General features: G+C 34.7%; 22 protein-coding genes and 1 riboswitch. Of the genes, 17 read left to right on the top strand and 5 right to left on the bottom strand.

What is annotated here, in order from left to right:
- Positions 1–4: 4 nt before the first annotated feature.
- Positions 5–532 carry a hypoxanthine phosphoribosyltransferase gene (gene hpt, locus ABH957_RS24770; protein WP_000687586.1) on the bottom strand — a complete coding sequence of 176 codons (528 nt, stop codon included), beginning with the start codon at positions 530–532 and terminating at the stop codon, positions 5–7.
- A 161-nt stretch (positions 533–693) separates the two neighbouring features.
- On the opposite strand from hpt, the gene ABH957_RS24765 reads away from it, so the two are divergent.
- From ABH957_RS24765 to ABH957_RS24735, 7 genes are all read left to right on the top strand, one after another.
- Positions 694–909, top strand: coding sequence for a hypothetical protein (locus tag ABH957_RS24765; protein WP_002034478.1), 216 nt, complete (start codon positions 694–696; stop codon positions 907–909).
- A gap of 184 nt (positions 910–1,093) precedes the next feature.
- On the top strand, positions 1,094–1,426 hold the full coding sequence (locus ABH957_RS24760) for a hypothetical protein (protein WP_000410947.1): 333 nt from the start codon (positions 1,094–1,096) through the stop codon (positions 1,424–1,426).
- A gap of 160 nt (positions 1,427–1,586) precedes the next feature.
- The gene (locus ABH957_RS24755; RefSeq protein WP_404512446.1) at positions 1,587–4,328 is read left to right on the top strand and encodes an S-layer homology domain-containing protein; all 2,742 of its coding nucleotides are present in this window, start codon (positions 1,587–1,589) and stop codon (positions 4,326–4,328) included.
- Positions 4,329–4,500: 172 nt separating this feature from the next.
- Entirely contained in the window at positions 4,501–4,995 is a 495-nt protein-coding gene (locus ABH957_RS24750) for an LPXTG cell wall anchor domain-containing protein (RefSeq protein ID WP_404448396.1), read from the top strand.
- Positions 4,996–5,084: 89 nt separating this feature from the next.
- A complete protein-coding gene (locus tag ABH957_RS24745; RefSeq protein WP_113938178.1) occupies positions 5,085–5,705 on the top strand; it encodes a class D sortase in 621 nt (206 codons plus the stop codon).
- Positions 5,706–5,759: 54 nt separating this feature from the next.
- Positions 5,760–6,449 carry a response regulator transcription factor gene (locus ABH957_RS24740; RefSeq protein ID WP_113938177.1) on the top strand — a complete coding sequence of 230 codons (690 nt, stop codon included), beginning with the start codon at positions 5,760–5,762 and terminating at the stop codon, positions 6,447–6,449.
- Complete coding sequence (locus tag ABH957_RS24735; RefSeq protein WP_404457703.1) at positions 6,446–8,299, top strand: sensor histidine kinase; 1,854 nt, start codon at positions 6,446–6,448, stop codon at positions 8,297–8,299. The genes ABH957_RS24740 and ABH957_RS24735 overlap by 4 nt, the downstream gene beginning before the upstream one ends.
- A gap of 219 nt (positions 8,300–8,518) precedes the next feature.
- Here the strand turns inward: ABH957_RS24735 and thiT are convergent, their stop codons facing one another.
- Positions 8,519–9,178 (bottom strand): energy-coupled thiamine transporter ThiT, encoded by a 660-nt coding sequence (gene thiT, locus ABH957_RS24730; RefSeq protein ID WP_044443876.1) that lies wholly within the window; start codon positions 9,176–9,178, stop codon positions 8,519–8,521.
- Positions 9,179–9,264: 86 nt separating this feature from the next.
- Positions 9,265–9,366, bottom strand: a riboswitch (TPP riboswitch).
- 191 nt (positions 9,367–9,557) lie between these two features.
- On the opposite strand from thiT, the gene ABH957_RS24725 reads away from it, so the two are divergent.
- From ABH957_RS24725 to ABH957_RS24715, 3 genes are read left to right on the top strand one after another with little or no spacing between them, the layout of a single operon-like run.
- Positions 9,558–9,785 carry a FeoA family protein gene (locus ABH957_RS24725; RefSeq protein ID WP_000060512.1) on the top strand — a complete coding sequence of 76 codons (228 nt, stop codon included), beginning with the start codon at positions 9,558–9,560 and terminating at the stop codon, positions 9,783–9,785.
- Positions 9,782–11,770: a ferrous iron transport protein B gene (gene feoB / locus ABH957_RS24720; protein ID WP_404512420.1), complete on the top strand. Its 1,989-nt coding sequence runs from the start codon at positions 9,782–9,784 to the stop codon at positions 11,768–11,770. Before ABH957_RS24725 ends, feoB begins: the two co-directional genes overlap by 4 nt.
- A gap of 16 nt (positions 11,771–11,786) precedes the next feature.
- Positions 11,787–11,954 (top strand): FeoB-associated Cys-rich membrane protein, encoded by a 168-nt coding sequence (locus ABH957_RS24715; protein ID WP_000989601.1) that lies wholly within the window; start codon positions 11,787–11,789, stop codon positions 11,952–11,954.
- A gap of 35 nt (positions 11,955–11,989) precedes the next feature.
- Here the strand turns inward: ABH957_RS24715 and ABH957_RS24710 are convergent, their stop codons facing one another.
- Complete coding sequence (locus ABH957_RS24710; protein WP_002129594.1) at positions 11,990–12,568, bottom strand: lipoprotein BA_5634 family protein; 579 nt, start codon at positions 12,566–12,568, stop codon at positions 11,990–11,992.
- A gap of 403 nt (positions 12,569–12,971) precedes the next feature.
- On the opposite strand from ABH957_RS24710, the gene ABH957_RS24705 reads away from it, so the two are divergent.
- From ABH957_RS24705 to ABH957_RS24685, 5 genes are all read left to right on the top strand, one after another.
- A complete protein-coding gene (locus ABH957_RS24705; RefSeq protein WP_002015754.1) occupies positions 12,972–13,637 on the top strand; it encodes a PspA/IM30 family protein in 666 nt (221 codons plus the stop codon).
- An 80-nt stretch (positions 13,638–13,717) separates the two neighbouring features.
- Positions 13,718–14,122: a DUF350 domain-containing protein gene (locus ABH957_RS24700; protein ID WP_002015753.1), complete on the top strand. Its 405-nt coding sequence runs from the start codon at positions 13,718–13,720 to the stop codon at positions 14,120–14,122.
- A 21-nt stretch (positions 14,123–14,143) separates the two neighbouring features.
- Complete coding sequence (locus ABH957_RS24695) at positions 14,144–14,650, top strand: DUF4178 domain-containing protein (RefSeq protein ID WP_002015752.1); 507 nt, start codon at positions 14,144–14,146, stop codon at positions 14,648–14,650.
- A gap of 13 nt (positions 14,651–14,663) precedes the next feature.
- Positions 14,664–15,482 carry a DUF4247 domain-containing protein gene (locus ABH957_RS24690; protein ID WP_002089171.1) on the top strand — a complete coding sequence of 273 codons (819 nt, stop codon included), beginning with the start codon at positions 14,664–14,666 and terminating at the stop codon, positions 15,480–15,482.
- A gap of 96 nt (positions 15,483–15,578) precedes the next feature.
- A complete protein-coding gene (locus tag ABH957_RS24685; protein WP_193652298.1) occupies positions 15,579–15,797 on the top strand; it encodes a hypothetical protein in 219 nt (72 codons plus the stop codon).
- Between the two features lie 138 nt (positions 15,798–15,935).
- Here the strand turns inward: ABH957_RS24685 and ABH957_RS24680 are convergent, their stop codons facing one another.
- Both ABH957_RS24680 and ABH957_RS24675 read right to left on the bottom strand, forming a co-directional pair.
- Positions 15,936–16,808 (bottom strand): YitT family protein, encoded by an 873-nt coding sequence (locus ABH957_RS24680; protein ID WP_000738210.1) that lies wholly within the window; start codon positions 16,806–16,808, stop codon positions 15,936–15,938.
- A 202-nt stretch (positions 16,809–17,010) separates the two neighbouring features.
- Positions 17,011–18,045 (bottom strand): YdcF family protein, encoded by a 1,035-nt coding sequence (locus ABH957_RS24675; protein ID WP_404457696.1) that lies wholly within the window; start codon positions 18,043–18,045, stop codon positions 17,011–17,013.
- Between the two features lie 745 nt (positions 18,046–18,790).
- Here ABH957_RS24675 and ABH957_RS24670 point away from each other — a divergent pair.
- Positions 18,791–19,603 (top strand): S-layer homology domain-containing protein, encoded by an 813-nt coding sequence (locus ABH957_RS24670; protein ID WP_002089166.1) that lies wholly within the window; start codon positions 18,791–18,793, stop codon positions 19,601–19,603.
- An 84-nt stretch (positions 19,604–19,687) separates the two neighbouring features.
- Entirely contained in the window at positions 19,688–19,921 is a 234-nt protein-coding gene (locus ABH957_RS24665) for a spore germination protein (RefSeq protein WP_002015747.1), read from the top strand.
- The last annotated feature ends 113 nt before the right edge of the window (positions 19,922–20,034 follow it).

Raw genomic sequence — 20,034 nt, 5'->3', positions numbered from 1 at the left:
TATATTATTCCGTTACAACTGAAGCGATAAATGGTAAGTTACGATATTTTTCTGCGCAGTCGATACCGTAGCCAACGATAAATTCGTCTGGAATTTGGAAGCCAACATACTCAGCTTTTAAGTCCACTTTACGGCGTTCAGGTTTATCAAGTAACGTACAGAACTTCAATGCTTTTGGTTTATGCATGAAGAAGTGATCTTTTAAGAAGTGAAGTGTTAAACCAGAATCGATAATGTCTTCTACGACAATTACGTTTTTTCCAGTAATGTTTACATCGATATCTTTTAATAGTTTTACTTTTCCAGTTGTTTCTGTTTGATTTCCGTAGCTAGATGCAGAGATAAAGTCGATAGTTACTTCGTTTTTAATATGACGAATTAAATCAGCAGCGAATACGAAAGATCCTTTTAATACAGCGATTACAACGATTTCTTCTCCTTCAAAATCACGTTCGATTTGAAGCGCTAGTTCTTTTACTTTTTCTTGTAATTGTTCTTCAGAAATTAAAGTGTCTTTTATTTCAATTTTCATTTGAATCCTCCTACAGTGTAAAACTTGTGAACATTTCGACTGTAAAGGATAGAAAGAAAAAAGTCAAAGAAGATATAAGGTTTTTACAGAAATCCCCACAAAATAGTCAGATGATATGATATACTGATAATATTAAGAAAACGCTTTCAAAAAGGGTGATTATGATGAAAAAGAAACAGTATACAAGTGTAACATTTATAAAAGCATTGCTTTTAACAATTGTTCTTGGTATGTTGGCTTACATAATTGATGTACCTGCAATTCGCATTTCACTAATTGGAATGACTTTAGTATTAGGCGCAATTTCCCACGGTATGATGTCGCAGCTGCAAGAGGCTAGACTTGATGATATGAAAGATTCTATAGATAAGAAATGAGAAACCTTCACGTATATAGAGTGAAGGTTTTTCGTTTCTTACAAAAATGTAAGGTGATTTGTAAGACAAATCGATAGTTGCATAGTAGTGTTTTGGATAAACTATAAGTGTAAGGTAAAAGGTAAGCATATTTTAGGTAAATTAAGTTTTAGGCACTCTATATGTGAAAAAGGAGTAGGAGGGCATGGAGAAACATTGGACGACCTTTTCTTTTTTAGCAACTAGTAACACCGTAATGCTAGCTGGAGAAATGGATTTTTTGCATACGTTTGATCGAGAAGACGATCATTCTTCTTCTAAATTTACAATGAAATGGAGTAAGTGGAGCGATAGTTGTAAATTGGAAGAAGAGGCCCCTAACGAAAGGCAAAAAATTATTTTAACAAATCCTATTAAAGCATGGGTCGTTCAATGTCGTAAGTGTAACGTCAAAAATCACTTCAAGAAAACTGAGCCGAGACAATTAGTTATCACTCCGGCCCTTCCTACTTCTCAATCACGCGAAAGTAACAAATAAATATCGAGACACATCGAAAGAAGCATCGTATTTATACGGTGCTTCTTTCCTGTCCATAAAAAGTCCCTTAGTGTATGAAAGATTTGTTATGATTATAAAGGAATCTTACATTTTGCATATGGTAGGAAATATGATGGAAGTAAAATTAGAAAAGGTGTGTATGATGAAAAAATATAGTGTAATTGCAGTAGCGAGTTTATTGGCAACAAATCTATTAACATTTCCTTCTAGTTCGCTAGCGGAAATTGAAAATAAAACAAGAAATAATATAGAAGCTTTACAGAGTATACATAGTGATAGACAAAGTGAATTGCAAAAACAATTGGAAGTTATACAAGAGCAACAAATGGAATTAGAAAAAAGAAAAGATATTTTGAAACAGCAGGCAGAGTTATTTATTAAGGTTGACGAATTAAAACGGAAAAAAGAAGAGTTACTAAAACAAGGTAGCGAAGATAAAGGACAATTAGAAGAAGTTCAGCAAAAATTAGATGAATTAAAGAAACAACAAGAAAAACTTGAAAAGAAGAATCCGTTAGAACTAAAAGAAAAGAAGATTGATGAAAAGAATAACCAAGAAGAAACAAACTCGAATGAATTAGAGGAACAAAAAAAGAAGGAAGAGCTTGAAGAGAAGGATCGATTAGAAGTAGACGAAAAGAATAAACAAGAAGGGACAAATCATGAATTAAAAGAGAAGCAAAAGAGAGAAGAATTAAAGAAACAGCAAGAAGAATTACGAATAAAGCAGCAACAATTGGAGAAGCAGCAAATAGAGTTAAAGCAGAAAGAAGAGCAGGAAAAACAAGAAATTGAATTAAAGCAAAAAGAAGAACAAACAAAACAAGAAATTGAATTAAAGCAAAAAGAAGAACAAACAAAACAAGAGCTTGAATTAAAGCAAAAAGAAGAACAAACAAAACAAGAAATTGAATTAAAGCAAAAAGAAGAACAAACAAAACAAGAAATTGAATTAAAGCAAAAAGAAGAGCAAGAAAAACAAGAGCTTGAATTAAAGCAAAAGGAAGAACAGGAAAAAAGAGAAGTAGAATTAAAGAGGGCAGTAAGTAATTTACAAGCAGCACCACAATCATTCCCTGATGTTCCAGGGTGGGCGGAAGAGTCTGTTACTTATTTAGTGAATAAAAAAGTAATTACAGGAATGCCGGATGGAACATTTTCACCGCATAGCGTATTAAGTAGGGCTGAAGCGGCTACAATTATGGCTAAAGTTTTAGGATTAGAAGTTAAAGAAGGAGACAAGCCGACCTTTATAGATTCGAAAGATAATTGGGCATCTTCTTACATTGCAGCGGTGGAAAAAGCAGGCGTTATTAAAGGTGAAGGAAACGGGAAATTTAATCCGTACGGTCAAATGACAAGAGCGGCAATGGCAACAATGCTTGTACAAGCATATCAATTAGATTCGAAAGTTAATGGAGAATTACCGACATTATTTAATGATGTGAAAGATCATTGGGGCGAGAAATTCATTAATATTTTAGTAGAATTAGGTATATCAAGTGGTATTGATGGAACACAGTGGCAACCTGATAAATCGATATCACGTGCTGAGGCAGCTCGACTTGTTGCGGTGACAGATCAATCTAAAGATAGCGAAGTAAAAGTGAAAAAGGTAAATATAACGAAAAATTTCTTTACTTATAATAGTCCATCATTATCATCAGGTATTTCAAATGAATATGCATCACAAGAAGTAAGGGTATATGAAGAAAGAGATGGTGGATGGATAAAAATTTATACGGATTTGGGTTTTAAGTGGGTGTGCTTAACTGAGAAGAAAGTAAAGATAACGAAAAACTTCGTTACATATAATGAATCGTCATTATCATCTGGTATTTCAGGCGAGTATACTCCGCAAGAAGTGACGGTTGTTGAAGAAAGAGAAGGCGATTGGATTAAAATTCGTACTAGTGTAGGCTATAAGTGGGTATGTCTAACTGAAAAGAAAGTACAGATTGATAGAGACTTTACTACTTATGATGCTCCGTCACGGTCTGCGAATGTTTTAGCGTATTATGGACCACAAACAGTAACTGTTGTAGAAGAAAGAGGAACGTGGCTTCGTATAAGTACATATGCAGGATACCAATGGTTGGACACGAAAAAGGAGACAAAGTATTTATCTAAAGTATTTTTCGCATATGACAGCCCTAGTTTTGTATCGCGCGTATCAGGGAAATATTCTCCGCAAACAGTAGAAGTGTATGGCGAAAGAGCAGGCGGTTGGATTCAAATACAAACTAATAATGGTTTGAAATGGGTGAATGAAGGCAATGTTAATCGTAGTCAAGTGATATTGAACGTACCATCAATTTACCAATTCCCAGAATTACACAATGGCTGTGAAGTAGTTTCTTTACAAATGCTTGTGGAACATCAAATTGGTCGTTCATTAAATAAAGTAGCATTTGCGTTTGAAATGCCTTTTGATCAAACAAAATTAAAGAACTATAAAACATCATCACAAATTTGGGGAGATCCAGATGTAGGGTTTGTAGGTGATGTGACAGGAAATACGCCAGGATATTCTATTAATCCAGAACCATTAAAAAGATTGTTAGATAAATATGCAAGAGGAACGAATTTAACAGGAAATGATTTCTCAGTCCTAGAAGATTATGTACGAAATGGGAAACCAGTTGTTACTTGGGTAACTGTAGCACTAAATAATCCAAGACCAATTACAACGTGGAAAACACCAGGCGGAAAAACAATTTATGGACGAATGAATACTCATGCGGTCGTTTTAACAGGTGTCGATGATAATTACGTGTATTATAATGATCCATTTTATGGAACGAAAAATGTGAAAGTGAGTAAGAGTTGGTTTGCAAGTATTTATAACCAAATGGGGAAGAAAGCTTTAAGTGTAGATTAAATAAAAAAGGTTATCCAAAAGATTATTTTTGGATAACCTTTTTTTATAATGAAATCTTTAAAAGAACTCCATTTCATCTGCATCTTATATTTACATCTCTTGTTTATTCTAGTAATACATCCGGTGCGACGTAATTTATTACTAGAATAAAGTATAAAAGGAGAGAAATAAAATGAAAAAAAAACTATTACCAATTTGTGCGATGGCACTTTTAACAGTAGGATATTCTTCAGTAGCAAGCGCTTCTACTGGAACATTAACAAAAGAAGAAACGGCGCAAGTACAGCAAGATGCAGCTAAAAAAGAAGAAGCAATTAAGGAACAGCAAAAAAATGATGTAGAGAAAAAGCAAGCGGCACAAGTACAAGAAAAAAGTGATATGGCTAAAAAAGAGGAAGCAATAAAAGCAGGGCAAAAGAATGATACAGCGAAAAAAGAAGTAACACCACAAGTTCAAGAAAAGGAAGCTCTTGCAAAAAAAGAAGAAGCAATTAAGGCCGGGCAAAAAAATGATGCAGTAAAAAAAGAAGCAGCAAAGCCAGTTGTACAAGGTGAAAAATTACCAAACACAGCATCAAACAATGTAGCAATGATGGCACTAAGCGCATGCCTTGTAGGGATAGGGACATTATTTGGTTTGAATCGTCGTAATAAAGTTAAGGCGTAAATAAAATATTTTTCTATAAAGAATGGGATAATTTCATATATTAAAAATGGTAGGTTATTCCTACCATTTTTTGCATGGAGGGATGGAACATGAAGTTACTCAATTATATCGGTATCATATTGATGGCCATAGGGCTATTCATGGGATCGTATTACGCTGTGGAATGGTATAAAGGAAAAAGCTCTGCTCGAGAATTAACGAAAGAAGAAATAAAGAGCTTTAAAAATATACAAGATAATCAACTTTCACATGAAACACCTGTAACTTCCCAAGTACCTTCTTCTCAAACCGAGCATAAAGAAGGAGAAAAGGTAGCAATGTTAAATATACCGAAAATAAAGAAGAAGTTTTCTATATATTGGGGAGCAAATGATGCAACATTGAAAAAAGGAGTCGGTATGTTTGTCAGTGATTTAACGACAACACCATCTGGAGGGGGACATACTGTACTGAGTGGGCATCGAGATACTGTATTTACAGATTTAGGAGAGTTAAAAGAAAAGGATAACCTTATTTTGGAGTATGATAATAAAATGTACACATACGAAATTCAAAAGACATGGATTACACATGCGGATGATCGCACTGTTATTGTAAAAAAAGAAGAGCCGACATTAACACTGACGACTTGCTATCCATTTGATTATATAGGGGATGCACCGGATCGATATATTATCGAGGCAAAGTTAATTACGAGCAATTCAAAATAAAATTATCAAGTACAAAATGCTAGCTACTTAAAATGAGAGGGGGAGACATAGATTATGTCAAAAAACATTTTAATTGTTGAAGATGAAGATATTTTACGCGAAATATTAAAGGATTACTTTTTGAGTGAACAATATAAAGTGCTTGAAGCGAGAGACGGGAAAGAGGCTTTAGTTTTATTTGAAGAAGAAGAGGTCGATTTAGTTATACTTGATATTATGTTACCAGAACTAGATGGATGGTCTGTTTGCCGAAGGATCCGTAAGACGTCCGGGGTCCCAATTATTATGCTGACGGCACGTGTAGATGAAGATGATACGTTACTTGGATTTGAGCTTGGGGCAGATGATTATGTTGCGAAACCGTATAGTCCGCCTATTTTATTAGCGAGAGCGAAACGATTATTAGAAAGTAGACAAGCATCAAAGAAACCTTTAGAAAATGAAGATGATACGTTATCAATTCATGGCATTCACGTCCATTTTCCGTCACGTACTGTTACTGTTGATGAGGCAGACATTACTTTAACACATACAGAATTTGAAATATTAGTGTATTTCATGAAAAACCAAGGAATTGTACTAACAAGAGAGCAATTAATTTCAAGAATTTGGGGATATGAGTTTGCTGGTGATGATCGAACGGTTAATAGCCATATTCGTAATTTACGAAATAAATTAGGAGAGAAATCAAAGCACATTACAACTGTAGTGCGAACCGGTTATAAATTCGAGGGGAACATATGAGAAATGGGATTGTACTTAAATTATTTACACTTACAACAGCCCTATGTATGTTGATTTTAGCGACGATATTTATTGGGCAAACAATATTTTTCAAACAATATTATGCGAACCGAAAAGTAGAAGATATTAAAGTGAATTTAAATTCCTTTGAGAAGAATTATTTGAATTATGCAGGAAGTGCAGAAGAAGTTCAGAAACTGGAGCAAGATTTTTTAAGAGAAAATAATACGTGGATTACGACGTTAGATCAGAATGGGAATTTAAAACATGTGGATGATTTTTATTTTGAAGTAACGATAGACCGTAGGCAACAAAAGAGCTTTGGACAACAAATATTCAAGATTCCCTTAGGTAATCTCGTCAATATAGAGGAGATTGATAATAAATTATCAGAGAAGTTTTTAGGACAAGAAATTTATTTTTCTGGAGTGAGAAAAGAAGAAAGTTTTATTCCATTCTCTTTCTCGTTAGGTAAACAAAATTTAAGTGGATCTAATAAACCGTTAGAAAAAGCATTTAATGAGAAAATGATTAAATTAGATCAGGAGAAAAAGAAAGCAGCTGAGGAACAAGTTGTTAAGGAAAAGAAGCCGGCCGTTCAGGAGCAAGCTGCTCAGGAATTAGATGCTTTCATAGTAGGACGTGTTACGAAAGTACAGTTCCCCGATGTAAAAGGTCCTGTGAATCCAATTTATAAAAATAGTTTATTCTTAGATAGCATAAAGGAATTTCAAACTGAGTTATTATTAAAAGAGAATAATCATATACAGTATTCAACACAAATAATGGACTATGAAAAAAATGATATAAAATATAAATTATTAATTAAACCAAAAAAAGAAAAAGACGGATCGGTAACATATATATATGCGATGGCTTCTTTACAGCCTGTAGATGAGGCTGTACAAATGGTGCAAGATTATTACATCTATATTGTAGCATTTGTAGTCGTTCTAATTTTTCTAGCTTCGTTTTATTACTCAAAACAAATTGCAAAACCGTTACTAAAAATAAATGATACAACGAAGAAAATAGCTCATTTGGATTTCACAGAAAAAATTCCGATTACTTCAAAAGATGAAATTGGTGATTTATCGCAAAATATTAATACATTATCTAATAAACTACATTCACATATTGGACAGTTAGAACAAGATATTGAAAAAGAAAGAAAGTTAGAAAACACAAGGAAAGAATTTATTGCGGGTGTATCGCATGAACTAAAAACGCCGCTGAGTATTATGAAAAGCTGTATTTCCATTTTAAAAGATGGGGTAGCTGAACATAAGAAAGACTACTATTTTCAGGCGATGGAAAAAGAAGTAGACAAGATGGATATACTAATTTTGGATATGCTTGAATTAGCTAAATTTGAGTCTGGCACATATAACATGAAGATGGATTCTTTCTATATAGATGGAGTGATTGAAGAAATATGTGAACAGCTTTCAGCGGAGATAGAGAAAAAAGAACTGAGTGTGCACAAACATATATGTCCAGCAGAAGTGATTGGGAATCAAAATAGAATTGAACAAGTAATTGTGAATTTTATTACGAATGCAATACGTTATACACCAGAAAAAGAAGATATTATTATTTCCACAATAGACGTGAAGGATCATATAAAAGTATGTATTGAAAATAAAGGTGCTCACATTGAAGAAGAACAATTAGATAAAATTTGGGATCGTTTTTATCGCGTGGATGCGGCAAGGAAACGTTCACAAGGTGGAACAGGGCTTGGCCTTGCGATTTCAAAAAATATTTTAGAACTGCACAATGCTGAATATGGGGTGAAGAATACCGAAGATGGTGTTTTATTTTACTTCTATTTACCGAAAAAAGCGTAGATAATACAATCTACGTTTTTTTAATTTAACTTCATATTATCTTTACCTAATCTTTATTTTTAAGAAGTATAATTTGGATAGAAAATGAGGTTATGTAAGGAGTAGATTAGCCGTGAATAGCGATTTACTAGGCGTGATGGTATTTATTTTTCTTTGTGCATTTATTGTATTTATTATTGATATTACTCATTGAGAGCTTTGATAAAAAAAGAGCGCTAATTAAGCGCCCTTTTTTTGTGTATTCATTTGATAAGCACCGATGCTTTTGAATAAGCGTGGTGAAGTTGTAAATAAAAGAATTAGTAATACAGTACATAGTATGAAAGAACCGATCATGGTACTGCCGTTTACAATTAATGAATATAGCACAGCTGATTGTCCTTTAGGTGCATATTGACCAAAGAAAATAATACCAGCAATAAAGTGACAGAAATAGCGTGCAAAGCTGCCGACAAATGTGGCAAGGATAATGTAAACGAGTGCTTTTTTTCCTTTGTTTTGTTTTGGTTTATCTTTGCGACTACCAAAACTTGAATGCTCTGCATTACTGTTGTCTGAGGCAAGTGCTTTTTGAATTGGACGATAGAATAAACCAGCAAAGCCGATAAAGGCAAAGGCAATGAAGTACTCAATGAATGCTTGAACTGGTGTTAGAATGTAAGCATCGCCTACGACAATTTGTAAAAGCCCCCAAATTAAGCCTCCTAAGAAAGCCCTTTTGAAGCCCCAGCGGTATGCGATAATAAAAATAGGAATCATAGCAAATGATATGGAACCGCCTGTTGGAAGTTTAATTGATAATGGTAGAATGTCGATAATCAAGGCGAAGGCTGCAAGAATTGCAGATTCGATCATCGCTTGTAAATTGGTGTTACGCATGTTGTCTCCCCCTAAATCCAAGTTTCACAAAAAAGAACATTATCATAGGAGGATACGAAATACGTAAATAAAAAAAGAGGTGTGTATTTCGGACGTTTGCACAATTCCTGCGTTAGCATTAACTAACAGGTTCAAAGGGTCGGAACGAATTGTTCCCTCTCAGCGGTAAGGCTCCCCCTGTGATAACGAGATTCTTTTGTTATTGTTTATTGTAAGTGAAATGGATGAGAATGGCAAACATACTTTGTATGACAATTATTGAAATATAATTGTATTGAAATGTTAATAAATATGAAGCAAAAAGATATAGTCCAAGTGAAATAGAGTATGATATAATTTTTTTGAAAATAATTATCATTCTCTTCTGAGGGGGAAGGTTATGAGCTTAGTAGATATTAAAATTGGCGAGAAAGTGTTAGTAAAAAGTATTCAGTCTTTAGATCAGTTATTAAAGCGTAGACTAGCTGCTTTCGGTCTCGCGGAAGGAAGCGAACTTCGCTTGAAACAGAAAGCGATGTTTAAAGGTCCTTGTACATTGGAGTGTCGTGGACAGTTAATTAGTATTCGTCATTGTGACGCGAAAATGATAAAGGTGGAATTAGCGTGAATAAGGTTGCTTTGCTAGGGAATCCGAATACAGGGAAAACATCATTATTTAATGCACTTACCGGTTCTTATGAATATGTAGGAAACTGGAGTGGTGTAACAGTAGAAAAGAAGGTTGGTAAATTAAAAGATAAGCAAGGAACATTAATTGATTTACCAGGCGTTTATGATTTGAATCCAGTTTCACGTGATGAAGGTGTCGTTACGAATTTTCTACTAACAGATGAATTTCATCATATGTTAAATATAGTGGATTCTTCTCAATTTGAGCGAAATATGCATTTAACATTGCAATTACTTGAATTTGGTAAGCCCGTTTCAATTGGTTTAAATATGATTGATGTGGCAAAGCAAAGAGGAATTGTTATTAATGTAAAACGGCTATCAGAAATATTAGGTGTAACAGTCGTTCCTGTCATCGCAAGAACCGGAAAAGGCTGTGAAGAATTACTTACTACTCTTCATGAAGAGAAACAAAAAGAGAAAAAGCCATTCATTATTTCATATGGTGTACAAATGGATGAAGGAATTGGAGAGGTAATCGCTCTTTTAGAGACAGCGAATTATGAGCATCCGAGATGGTTAGCCCTTCAATTTTTAAGCAATAACGAAGTAGTAGAAAAAGAAATGAAAGCATTACCAATTTATAAGGAACTTATAGCCATTCGATCTCGTTTAGATGGAAAACTTGATTGTACGTTGGAAGAGCACATTTACAAGACTCGTGAAGCGTATATTGAAAAGTTAAAAACAAATGTTATGCAACATGAGAAAGAAGGGAAAATTCCTTTTTCAGAAAAAATTGATAGGTTAATTACACATAAAATTTTAGGACTTCCAATCTTTTTAGCAGTCATGTTTTTTATTTTTCAGGTTACGTTTACGTGGATTGGTACACCTTTATCTGATATACTTGATGGATTTTTTGGCGGACAACTTACTGATTGGGTTACAGCTGGGCTCACAAGTGTTGGGGCTTCTGACTTTATTCAAGCACTCGTTACAGAAGGTATTATTGCTGGTGTTGGTGCGGTATTAGTATTCGTTCCACAAATCTTTGCACTATTCTTCTTCATTTCATTATTAGAAGACTCGGGATATATGGCACGAATTGCAGTTGTTATGGATAGAATTATGGAGTTTTTCGGTTTAAACGGAAAAGCATTTATTCCGATGATTATCGGCTTTGGATGTAACGTTCCAGGTATTATGGCAGCGAGAACGATTGAACAAGAAAAAGAAAGGTTACTTACAGTTCTTGTAACACCGTTTATGTCTTGTTCGGCACGTTTACCTGTATATGCACTATTTGCGGGAGTTTTCTTCCCTCATAGTCAGGCGACTGTTGTGTTCTCTTTATACATTGCAGGTATTGTTCTTGCATTACTCGTTACAAAAATTATGTCTCTTACTATTTTAAAAGCAGAAAAATCTATTTTTGTAATTGAACTACCACCTTACCGTGTGCCGCAAGCGAAAACGTTATGGCTGAGCACGTGGGAGAAAGGTAAAGGATTTGTTCGTAAAGCGGGTACATTCATCTTCGGTGGTTCTGTTGTCATTTGGTTATTAAACTATGCAGGTCCATCAGGATTTGGTGTTGATATGGGAGACAGTTTCTTAGCGATGATTGGTGGATTTATTGCACCACTTTTTGCACCGCTCGGTTTTGGAACGTGGCAAGCTGCGGCATCCCTTTTAACAGGATTTTTAGCGAAAGAAGTTGTCGTTTCTACGATGGCAATTATTTATGCGGTTAAAGAAGATGTGCTAGGAAATGTAATGGGAGCACATTATACTGCGCTATCAGCCTATGCATTTATGTTCTTTATTTTATTATATGTTCCGTGCTTAGCGACAGTAGCTGTTATTAAACGTGAAACTGGATCGATGAAATGGACAGTTTTCTCTGTCGTTTATCCGCTCGTTGTTGCTTATGTATTAACGCTCATTATATACCAAGTTGGGTCCTTACTCGGATTCTAGAAGGAGATGTATCGCGGTGATGGTCAATATTATAATTGGAGCTATCATTTTTGGTTATGCAGCATATACGTTAGTTAATTTTGTAAAGAGAAGTAAAAAGGGAAAATGCGCAGCATGCTCTTTAAGTAAGTCATGTCAGTCGCAAACTTGTAGTCCAGATATGGAGCAAATTGCTCATAAATAGAAAAAAGCTTTGCGAATTTCGCAAAGCTTTTTTGTTTACTTTTTAATTTTTACAAGCTGAGAAGCTTCTACTCCGTTGTAACCAGGGAATTCTTTACTAGGGTCTTTATCGAATTTTAATACACCAACAGATTTTTCATCACCTTTTACATTTCCATAAGTTGCATCGTCAACAATTGCGAACATGTCTGCATATGCACGGCCACTTCCGATAATTGTGTTGCCTTCGTATTTTAATTTTGCCCCATCAAGTGTAGCATTTTCTACTTTCTCTTTTGCAAATAACACGCCTTCTTCTGTTGTTACAGCTGGTAATTTATCAAGTGGTTTTGTATCATCGTTTTTATCAACTTTGCTAAGTAATTCTTTTTTCACCAGTTCTTCACCAGTTTTCTTATCCATTACAAGAACTTTTTTACCCTCTAATGTTGTCATTTTCATTTTATAGAAGTCTTTTTCTTTCACTTCTTTTTTATTTTTATCTGTAACTTGTTGAATTTGCTCATCTGTTCCGTATAGTACAAAGCCGTTCGCTTTTTCTCCTAATAAAGAACAACCTGATAATGCTCCGAATGAAATTGCTGCTGCTAATCCGATTCCTACTAATTTTTTCATGATGATTGCTCCTTTTATATGTTTTATAGTAAATACATTTTTTGTATTAGTCCTGAAATTATGAGAAGCTTGTTTGTTGCTTCTGGTATTAGTGTATAAGAAATATTGAAACGTAACTATCGAGTTAGCTTACAGTAACATTACAATAATGTAATTTAGTGAAAGTGCATAAAAATATGTCAATTCTGAAGAGGGTTAATGAGAATATATTAGGAATACAATGTTTTATCTAGAATGTCATATTATATTGGCTGTATTTTGGAAATAACATGTAAGGACATATTAGTTTTGTTATAATAAACACATAGGCTGTAAAAATGAATATTCTTTACTGTTAAGGGAGATTTTTCAGTTTTCCAAGTAGTGAATTTGAAATATGAGGTAAGTCATAGGAGGAATTAGAATGTCTGTATTTAAACGATTACGAGATTTAACAATGTCGAATGTATATTCATTAATTGAAAAAGCGGAAGATCCAGTTAAGATGACGGATCAATATTTACGCGATATGCAAGCGGATGTACAAGAAGCTGAGAAAAGTGTAGCAGCTCAAATTGCACTTGAGAAGAAATTCAAAATATTATTTGAAGAGCAAGAAGCACTTGTGAAAAAACGTGAAGAGCAAGCTCATATGGCTGTTCAAGCAAGCAATCTTGACCTTGCGCGTCGTGCTCTTGAAGAAAAACAAAATGCAGAGCAAAAGATGAATGAGTATAAAGCGAGCTATGAGCAAAACAAAGCAGCTGCTGATAACCTTCGTCTGAAGCTAGAAGAAATGCGTAAGCAATTAACAGAGCTGAAAAATAAACGTGAAACACTTGTTGCACGTGTAAATGCAGCGAAAGCACAAAAGAATATTAATCAGGCGATGTCTGGATTTGATTCAAATTCAGCAAAAGCTGGTTTAAGCCGTATGGAAGAGAAAGCACTTCAATTAGAGGCTGAAGCAGAAGCAAGCGGTGAAATTTACAAGAAAGAAAAGTCGTTAGATGATGAATTCGCAAGCTTAAACAAAAATTCTGTTGTTGACGATGAATTAGCTCGTATTATGAAGCAGTATGAGAAATAATATAGAATAGACAAAGAAACCGACATGTCTGAAGAGAATTCATGTCGGTTTTCTATTACTTTTTTAGAGGAGGTTTTGTAATGACGTGGATGAATGTTTTAGCTATGCTTGTATGGACTGGGGCGAGTGCAGTACTTTTATTTGCAATTATGTGGGTTGATTCGATTTTTACAAAATACAATGATTTAAAAGAAATGAAAAATGGAAATACAGCAGTGACAACGCGTTTCGTTATGAAATTATTCGCTCAAGGATACATTTTGTCACAATCGATTACGAAAGCGAATGACTTATGGCAAGCGCTTCTTGCCTCAGCAGTTTCATTCGTTATTTTATTAATTGTAGAAATGTTCATTGAGTTTGTGTTAAAGAAAATGTCTGGTTTAGATTTAGAAGAAGGAACGAAAGAAGGCAGCTTAGCACATGCGTTGTTAGCTGGTTCATTACATATCGTTGGTGCACTTATTTTAGGTGCTTGTTTATAAAGAGAAAAGGAGGGGTAGATTGTGAGTTTATTTAAACGTATTAAAAATATAATGAAGAGTCCGGAGCCGCCGAAGCCAGAAAAGAGTCTTTTAACGTTGGCTCCTGGCGATATGATTGAAGTCTCGTTAGTCATGTACGAATTAACTGGGAAAACGAGCATGCATTCTCGCAAGGAGATTATTTTAACTTTGCAGGATGGGAAAGATATTCGTTATTTGAAAATCGAAGACCGTGAAAATACGTATTACAAATTGTATACACCGATTGATGGTCGTTTAGATTCAATCGATGAAATTCCGACGACGATTGAAATGGATGATATAGAGTATCATATGGAAGAACAATATAATGGACGTGTTGTTGTTATGGGGAAAACACCATTCGCTGCTTCAGAAGAACAGTACGTATGGGAATTCCAATCTGATAACCGCAAATTATTACGTGTTGAATGGCAAAATGGTCGCACAATGATGTATGAGGGAGAAGTAATTATTCCTGCTGATGTACAAATCATAAGAGCAACATAAGGGGGGCGTAATCATGTCAAACCGATTGTTTACCATGATTAAATCGTTCGTGATCCCTATACTTGCTATCGTTACATTACTTGTTATTGCCGGTTATGCTTTATCGGGCTGTCAAAGTGGTCAGGCGAAGTCAATTCAGGACCGTTACCCACTAGAGTCTGTCGCAAAGGATGGTAAACAAGAATCTTACGTGTATAGGGCCGCCAATCGGTCAGTTCCTGAAGTTGCAAAGGAACTTATAGCTGAAAGGAAACCGAAGCAAGCATCTAAAGAAGACGAAAATCAAATGTTCCTCGTTTATTCTGATAAAATGTATAATTTACAAAAGGATAAAGAGAAACCATCTGATACGTTAATTGAAATAAGTAATGAAGAATTTGTCCGTCAAAATTACCAACCATCCTTCTTACAAGGATATATTATGGGGAGTATATTAAACGATATATTCGGTTCACGCAAATCATCATACGGTGATTATCGCGGATATAATGACAGACAAAATCATAAACCGGTTATCCCGGAAAGACCACCTACGAAAGAAGAAAAGAAAACCCCGCCTCCAATTACGAAGGAAGGGAAAGGATCTATTATTAAGCGAGGCGATAATGTAGATCCGAAATCATCTGTAGGTGATAAAGGAAGTATTACGGAAAAAGGAAGTAACAAGACGCCACCGCCTTCTACCGGAAGCAAAGGGAAAATTACGAAAAATCCGGGTGGTTCGAGTGGATCTGATGTGAAGCCGAAATCATCCATTAAAACCCCACCAAAGAATACGTCGCCCCCGAAAACAAGGGTTGGCGGTTCAGGGAAAATTATGAAGAGAAGATAGTATAGAGACCGAAAAGCGGAATTTGCTTTTCGGTCTTTTTATTATGGGAATTAATTCCTTGCAGCTGGTACAATTAATGAATAAGGAGGGAATATTATGACTATGTATAAAAGATTTAGTTTAATCATGTTCCTCGTATTATTCCTCAGTTTGTTTATTAGTACAACGATGAAATTTCACTTTGTAGTTGGTATTCTATGGATACTATGTACATGTACTCTCTTTCTATATGTTCCGCTTCGCTTTCAGCATGAAGTGCCCGCCTTTCAAAAGTACGTCGATTGGATTAAAAGCGGGGGAAGATGGGGGGAGTAAAATATATCAACGGTTTTTCGATTATATCTATCGTAGCTCAAAATATATCAACGATTCGAAAAGGAATATCGATTTACCAACTTCATAATAAAAAGAGGCTGCACCAATATTTTGGCACACCCTCTTTTTTCATAATGATTAATGAATATCACGTTTCTTAAAGTTACCGCCTTTTACTTCAGCTACGTCATAAACTGTAATAAAGGCATTAGGATCGATTTCATTAATCAGGTCCTTCATTTTACTTTCTTCTAAACGGTTAATTACACAAGAAATTTCTTTGAATTTCTCTCTTGAATAACCACCATATACTTCGTTATACGTTGCGCTTCGGCCTAAACGATCGCGAATTGTTTCTACCATTAATTCAGGCTCTTTCGTGATGATTTTAAATGTTTTCGAACCACTTAAACCAACTTCAACGATATGAATCACTTTCGAAGCGATAAAGTAAGCAATTGCCGAAAGGATAGCCCCTTGAAGACCAAATACTGTTGAAACAAAAATAAAGACAAACATATTTAAGAATAAAATAAGGTCACTTGTTCCAAAAGGTAACTTACGAGAAAGTAATACAGCTAGCATATCGATTCCATCTAATGCGCCGCCGTTACGTAAGGCTAGTCCCATACCGAAACCGATAATAATACCACCAACAACTGTAACGAGTAGTGTATCGCCTTCAATAATAGTTGGTATTCCGTGCATGACAACGGTACCTATTGCTAATGAAGCAATCCCGATGATGGAATAAATTGCAAAGCTTTTACCGATTTGTTTATATCCTAACCAAACGAAAGGAATGTTAATAACTGCGATTAGAGCTCCTAATGGCAATCCAAATAATCTTGAACTAACGATACTTAAACCAGTCACACCACCGTCGGATACGTTATTTGGAATTAAGACAGCTTCTAATCCGTACGCTGTGATAAATGCCCCAATAATAATCATCAAAGCTTTTGAAGCAATTTTCAGCTTATTGGGCTTACTCTTGATCATTTTTTTCATATAATTTCCTCGTTTCAAACTAGTTTCTTTTTCTTACATGTTTGCTAATCAGTTCGATTCATGCCTAACAACCATTTTAACATTATATTTGAAAAAATTCTCCTTTAATGGATGTATGCAGGGAATATTATCACCATAGTACCATTAAAATATTTTTGAAATTCGTATAAGAAATCCCACCCTTTTAAAGGATGGGATGTTGTTAAGAAAGTATAAAACTAACGACTGTTAGGAATAAAGCGAAACCTAAAATAGTTCCACATATTTTCATATGGCGCTTACGCCCCATAACGACAATTGCGACATATTCGCGAATCATTGCATTAGGCCAGTAATAAAAGGCTGTTTTTGATCCGATTCCTTGGCTATTAAGGCCAGCTTGTCTTGCATATATGCCAGCACGGAAAAGATGGAAATTATTCGTTGTAAAAATACTTTTATACTTACCTTCTGGTTTTAAAGAATCCATAATTTCTTTAGAGAACGACATGTTTTGATATGTGTTTACAGAACGATTTTCTTGTACCGTATATTCAAGCGGAATGCCTTTTTCAACAGCATAATTTTGCATCGCTTCTGCTTCCGGAAGACCTTCATCAGGCCCTTGCCCACCAGAGAAAATGATTGTTGGTGGTGTATTCACAGCGGCTTGCTTCCAATAAAAGTCGATTGATTTATTAATGCGACTTGCAAGTAAGGGTGGCACTTTGTCATTAATTAAGCCGCTACCAAGAACGATGATGAAATCTTGATTACGTCTCGGTCTATTGAATTGGTATAGAAAATAAGCGCTTAAGAAGTTAGATAAATGTATAAAGAAATACATAGTTACAAGAGAAATAGCAGCAAAAATAAATTGAAAATGCTCTGAGAATAAACTTGCTGGATTTATGATAGGGATTAGTATACAGAATAAAATCCCTAAAGCAGCAATTAAAGTTAAAGAGTTTGTAAAGCGTCTTCCTTCACGCCTCATCAAGATTCTCGCATTAAGAAATAGTCCAAACATTAGAGCAACGATGCCAAAAGGTATCATGAAAAGTAGAGCTAACATGGGTAGAATAACGATGAAATGTAAAGTGTTACTACCAGATGCAAACGAGGCGATTGCACAAAATAATAGAAATGAACAGAAAAAGGCATTAAATAAAAAGCCATTTATTATTTTTCGTGGATCTTTTAAGTAAGAGATAAGAAAAATAATAAACAATATAAGAGGAATGATTCCGAAAAACATAAATATAGTACACCTCAATTTGTATAATGTTTTATTGCATCCTTAATATTACATGATTTTGAAGATGTTGATAAAAAAATAACGATTTAGAATTTTCTCAACAATCGATATAGTTAAATATGGTAAAATGTATTCAAAGTGATATATTAAAAGTAAAATGGTTGAAGAGGCACTCTGTGGAGTGTCTTTTTCTTTTTGGTATGTAATTATGCATATTATGTTTATTTTCAAGGGAAGAGGATTAAAATATAAATTGTGGATACACGCTATAAAGCAGAATTTTATATTAATATTTACCTCTACTCTTTTTGTACCTAACAATCTTGTAACAATTCATGATTCTGTTTTCTAGTGTGTGTTTACAAAAAGCGGGATGGGGTATATATAAACAGGGGAAAGGACGTCTTCTTGAAAGGCGTCTTTTTGTTTCTTAGTATAGATAATTTCCACTATTAACGTAGTGCAAACTATCTATACTAAACATTAGCAATCTTCCGTATAAAGATTATCAATTTACTATATATTCCAGTGGTGTTAAGCTACATATGAAAGGCTTTCTTTTTCAAAATATTACCCCTAATAAATTTTGAAAGAGTCAACTGTCTCCAAAATTGCCATTTGTGCTTAGCAAAAAAAGAATCCTTCGGGGTTCTTTTTTTGTATTCGACAGAATATGACAAAATGAATTTATATAATTTGTTATATTGTTAAATAGTTATTATGGAAAAGAGAAGGAGACTTAAGTATGGGATTTAAAAAATTACTTTTAACAGGTGCAATTGTTGCAACTACAGCATTTACTTCAATCGGGACAGCGCAGGCAAGTACTCAGTTTAAAGATGTTCCAAACAATCATTGGGCTTATAAGGCAATTATGGATTTAGCAAATAAAAATATTGTTGCTGGATATGGAAATGGGATTTTTGGATTTGGTGATGATGTAACTCGTGAGCAAGTTGCAGCCCTTATGTTCCGTCAATTAAAGCCAGCAGTAAAAGAACAGTATAATAATCCTTATAAAGATGTTACTGATCGTTCGACTCAGTTTAAAAAAGAGATTCTTGCTTTAACAGAGATCGGTGTATTCGCTGGAGATGACACAGGGAACTTTAGGCCGAAAGATTCGTTAACTCGCGATGAAATGGCACAAATTTTAACAAAAGGGTTTCAATTGCAAATTAGAGGGGATCATAATTTCCCGGATGTAGATAGAAATGGATGGGCGAATCCTGCGATTACTGCAGTTAAATCAAATTATATTACAGCTGGAACTGGTGATGGTAAATTCGCACCTAGAATGCATGTAAGTCGTGAGCAATATGTTCAGTTCTTATATAACGCGACATTACCACTTGAAGAAAGACCAGGAGCAAGACAAGAACAACCACAACCAGAGGTGAAGCCGGAACAAAAGCCAGAACCAAAACGCTTTGCTAACTGTAAAGAAGCAAATGATGCTGGAGTTTACGATATTACAAGAGATAGTCCGTATTACGGTAAGCATTTAGATCGTGATGGCGATGGAATTGCTTGTGAGAGAAAGAAGAGCGGTAAATAAGAAAAAAGCACTCAGCCTGAGTGCTTTTTTCTTATTCACACATGCTATTTTTTTAGGCGATTCTCATAGAATGGGAGTAACGAAATGAAAGTAGGTGATAAAATGCCAGCTATTGTGGAAGGGGTTATTATTGAGAACTGTAATGGGACAATTAACTTAGGTGATAAATATAACGTACATCCAATTGAAAAAACGAAAGCTTATAATGGATCGGGATCTTCAAATACCGGATTAAATGTGAGGACATTCAGTGGTATTAGTACGGCAGATGTAACGGATAACGATGTGTATGACCAAGTAATTCAATCTACGTTATAATTTTTATATGTAAAATTGCATAAAATGATGTGCTTGCCCTGTGATACAATTTAGTTGTGAGCTGTTAGTGATTCTTCTTTATCATAGTTGTTAGATTAGAAATGTAACATCTT

Origin of the sequence: Bacillus sp. RC242, assembly GCF_044908245.1 — a bacterium.
Taxonomy (GTDB): Bacteria; Bacillota; Bacilli; order Bacillales; family Bacillaceae_G; genus Bacillus_A; species Bacillus_A mycoides.
This window is presented reverse-complemented; position numbering and strand designations above follow the sequence as displayed.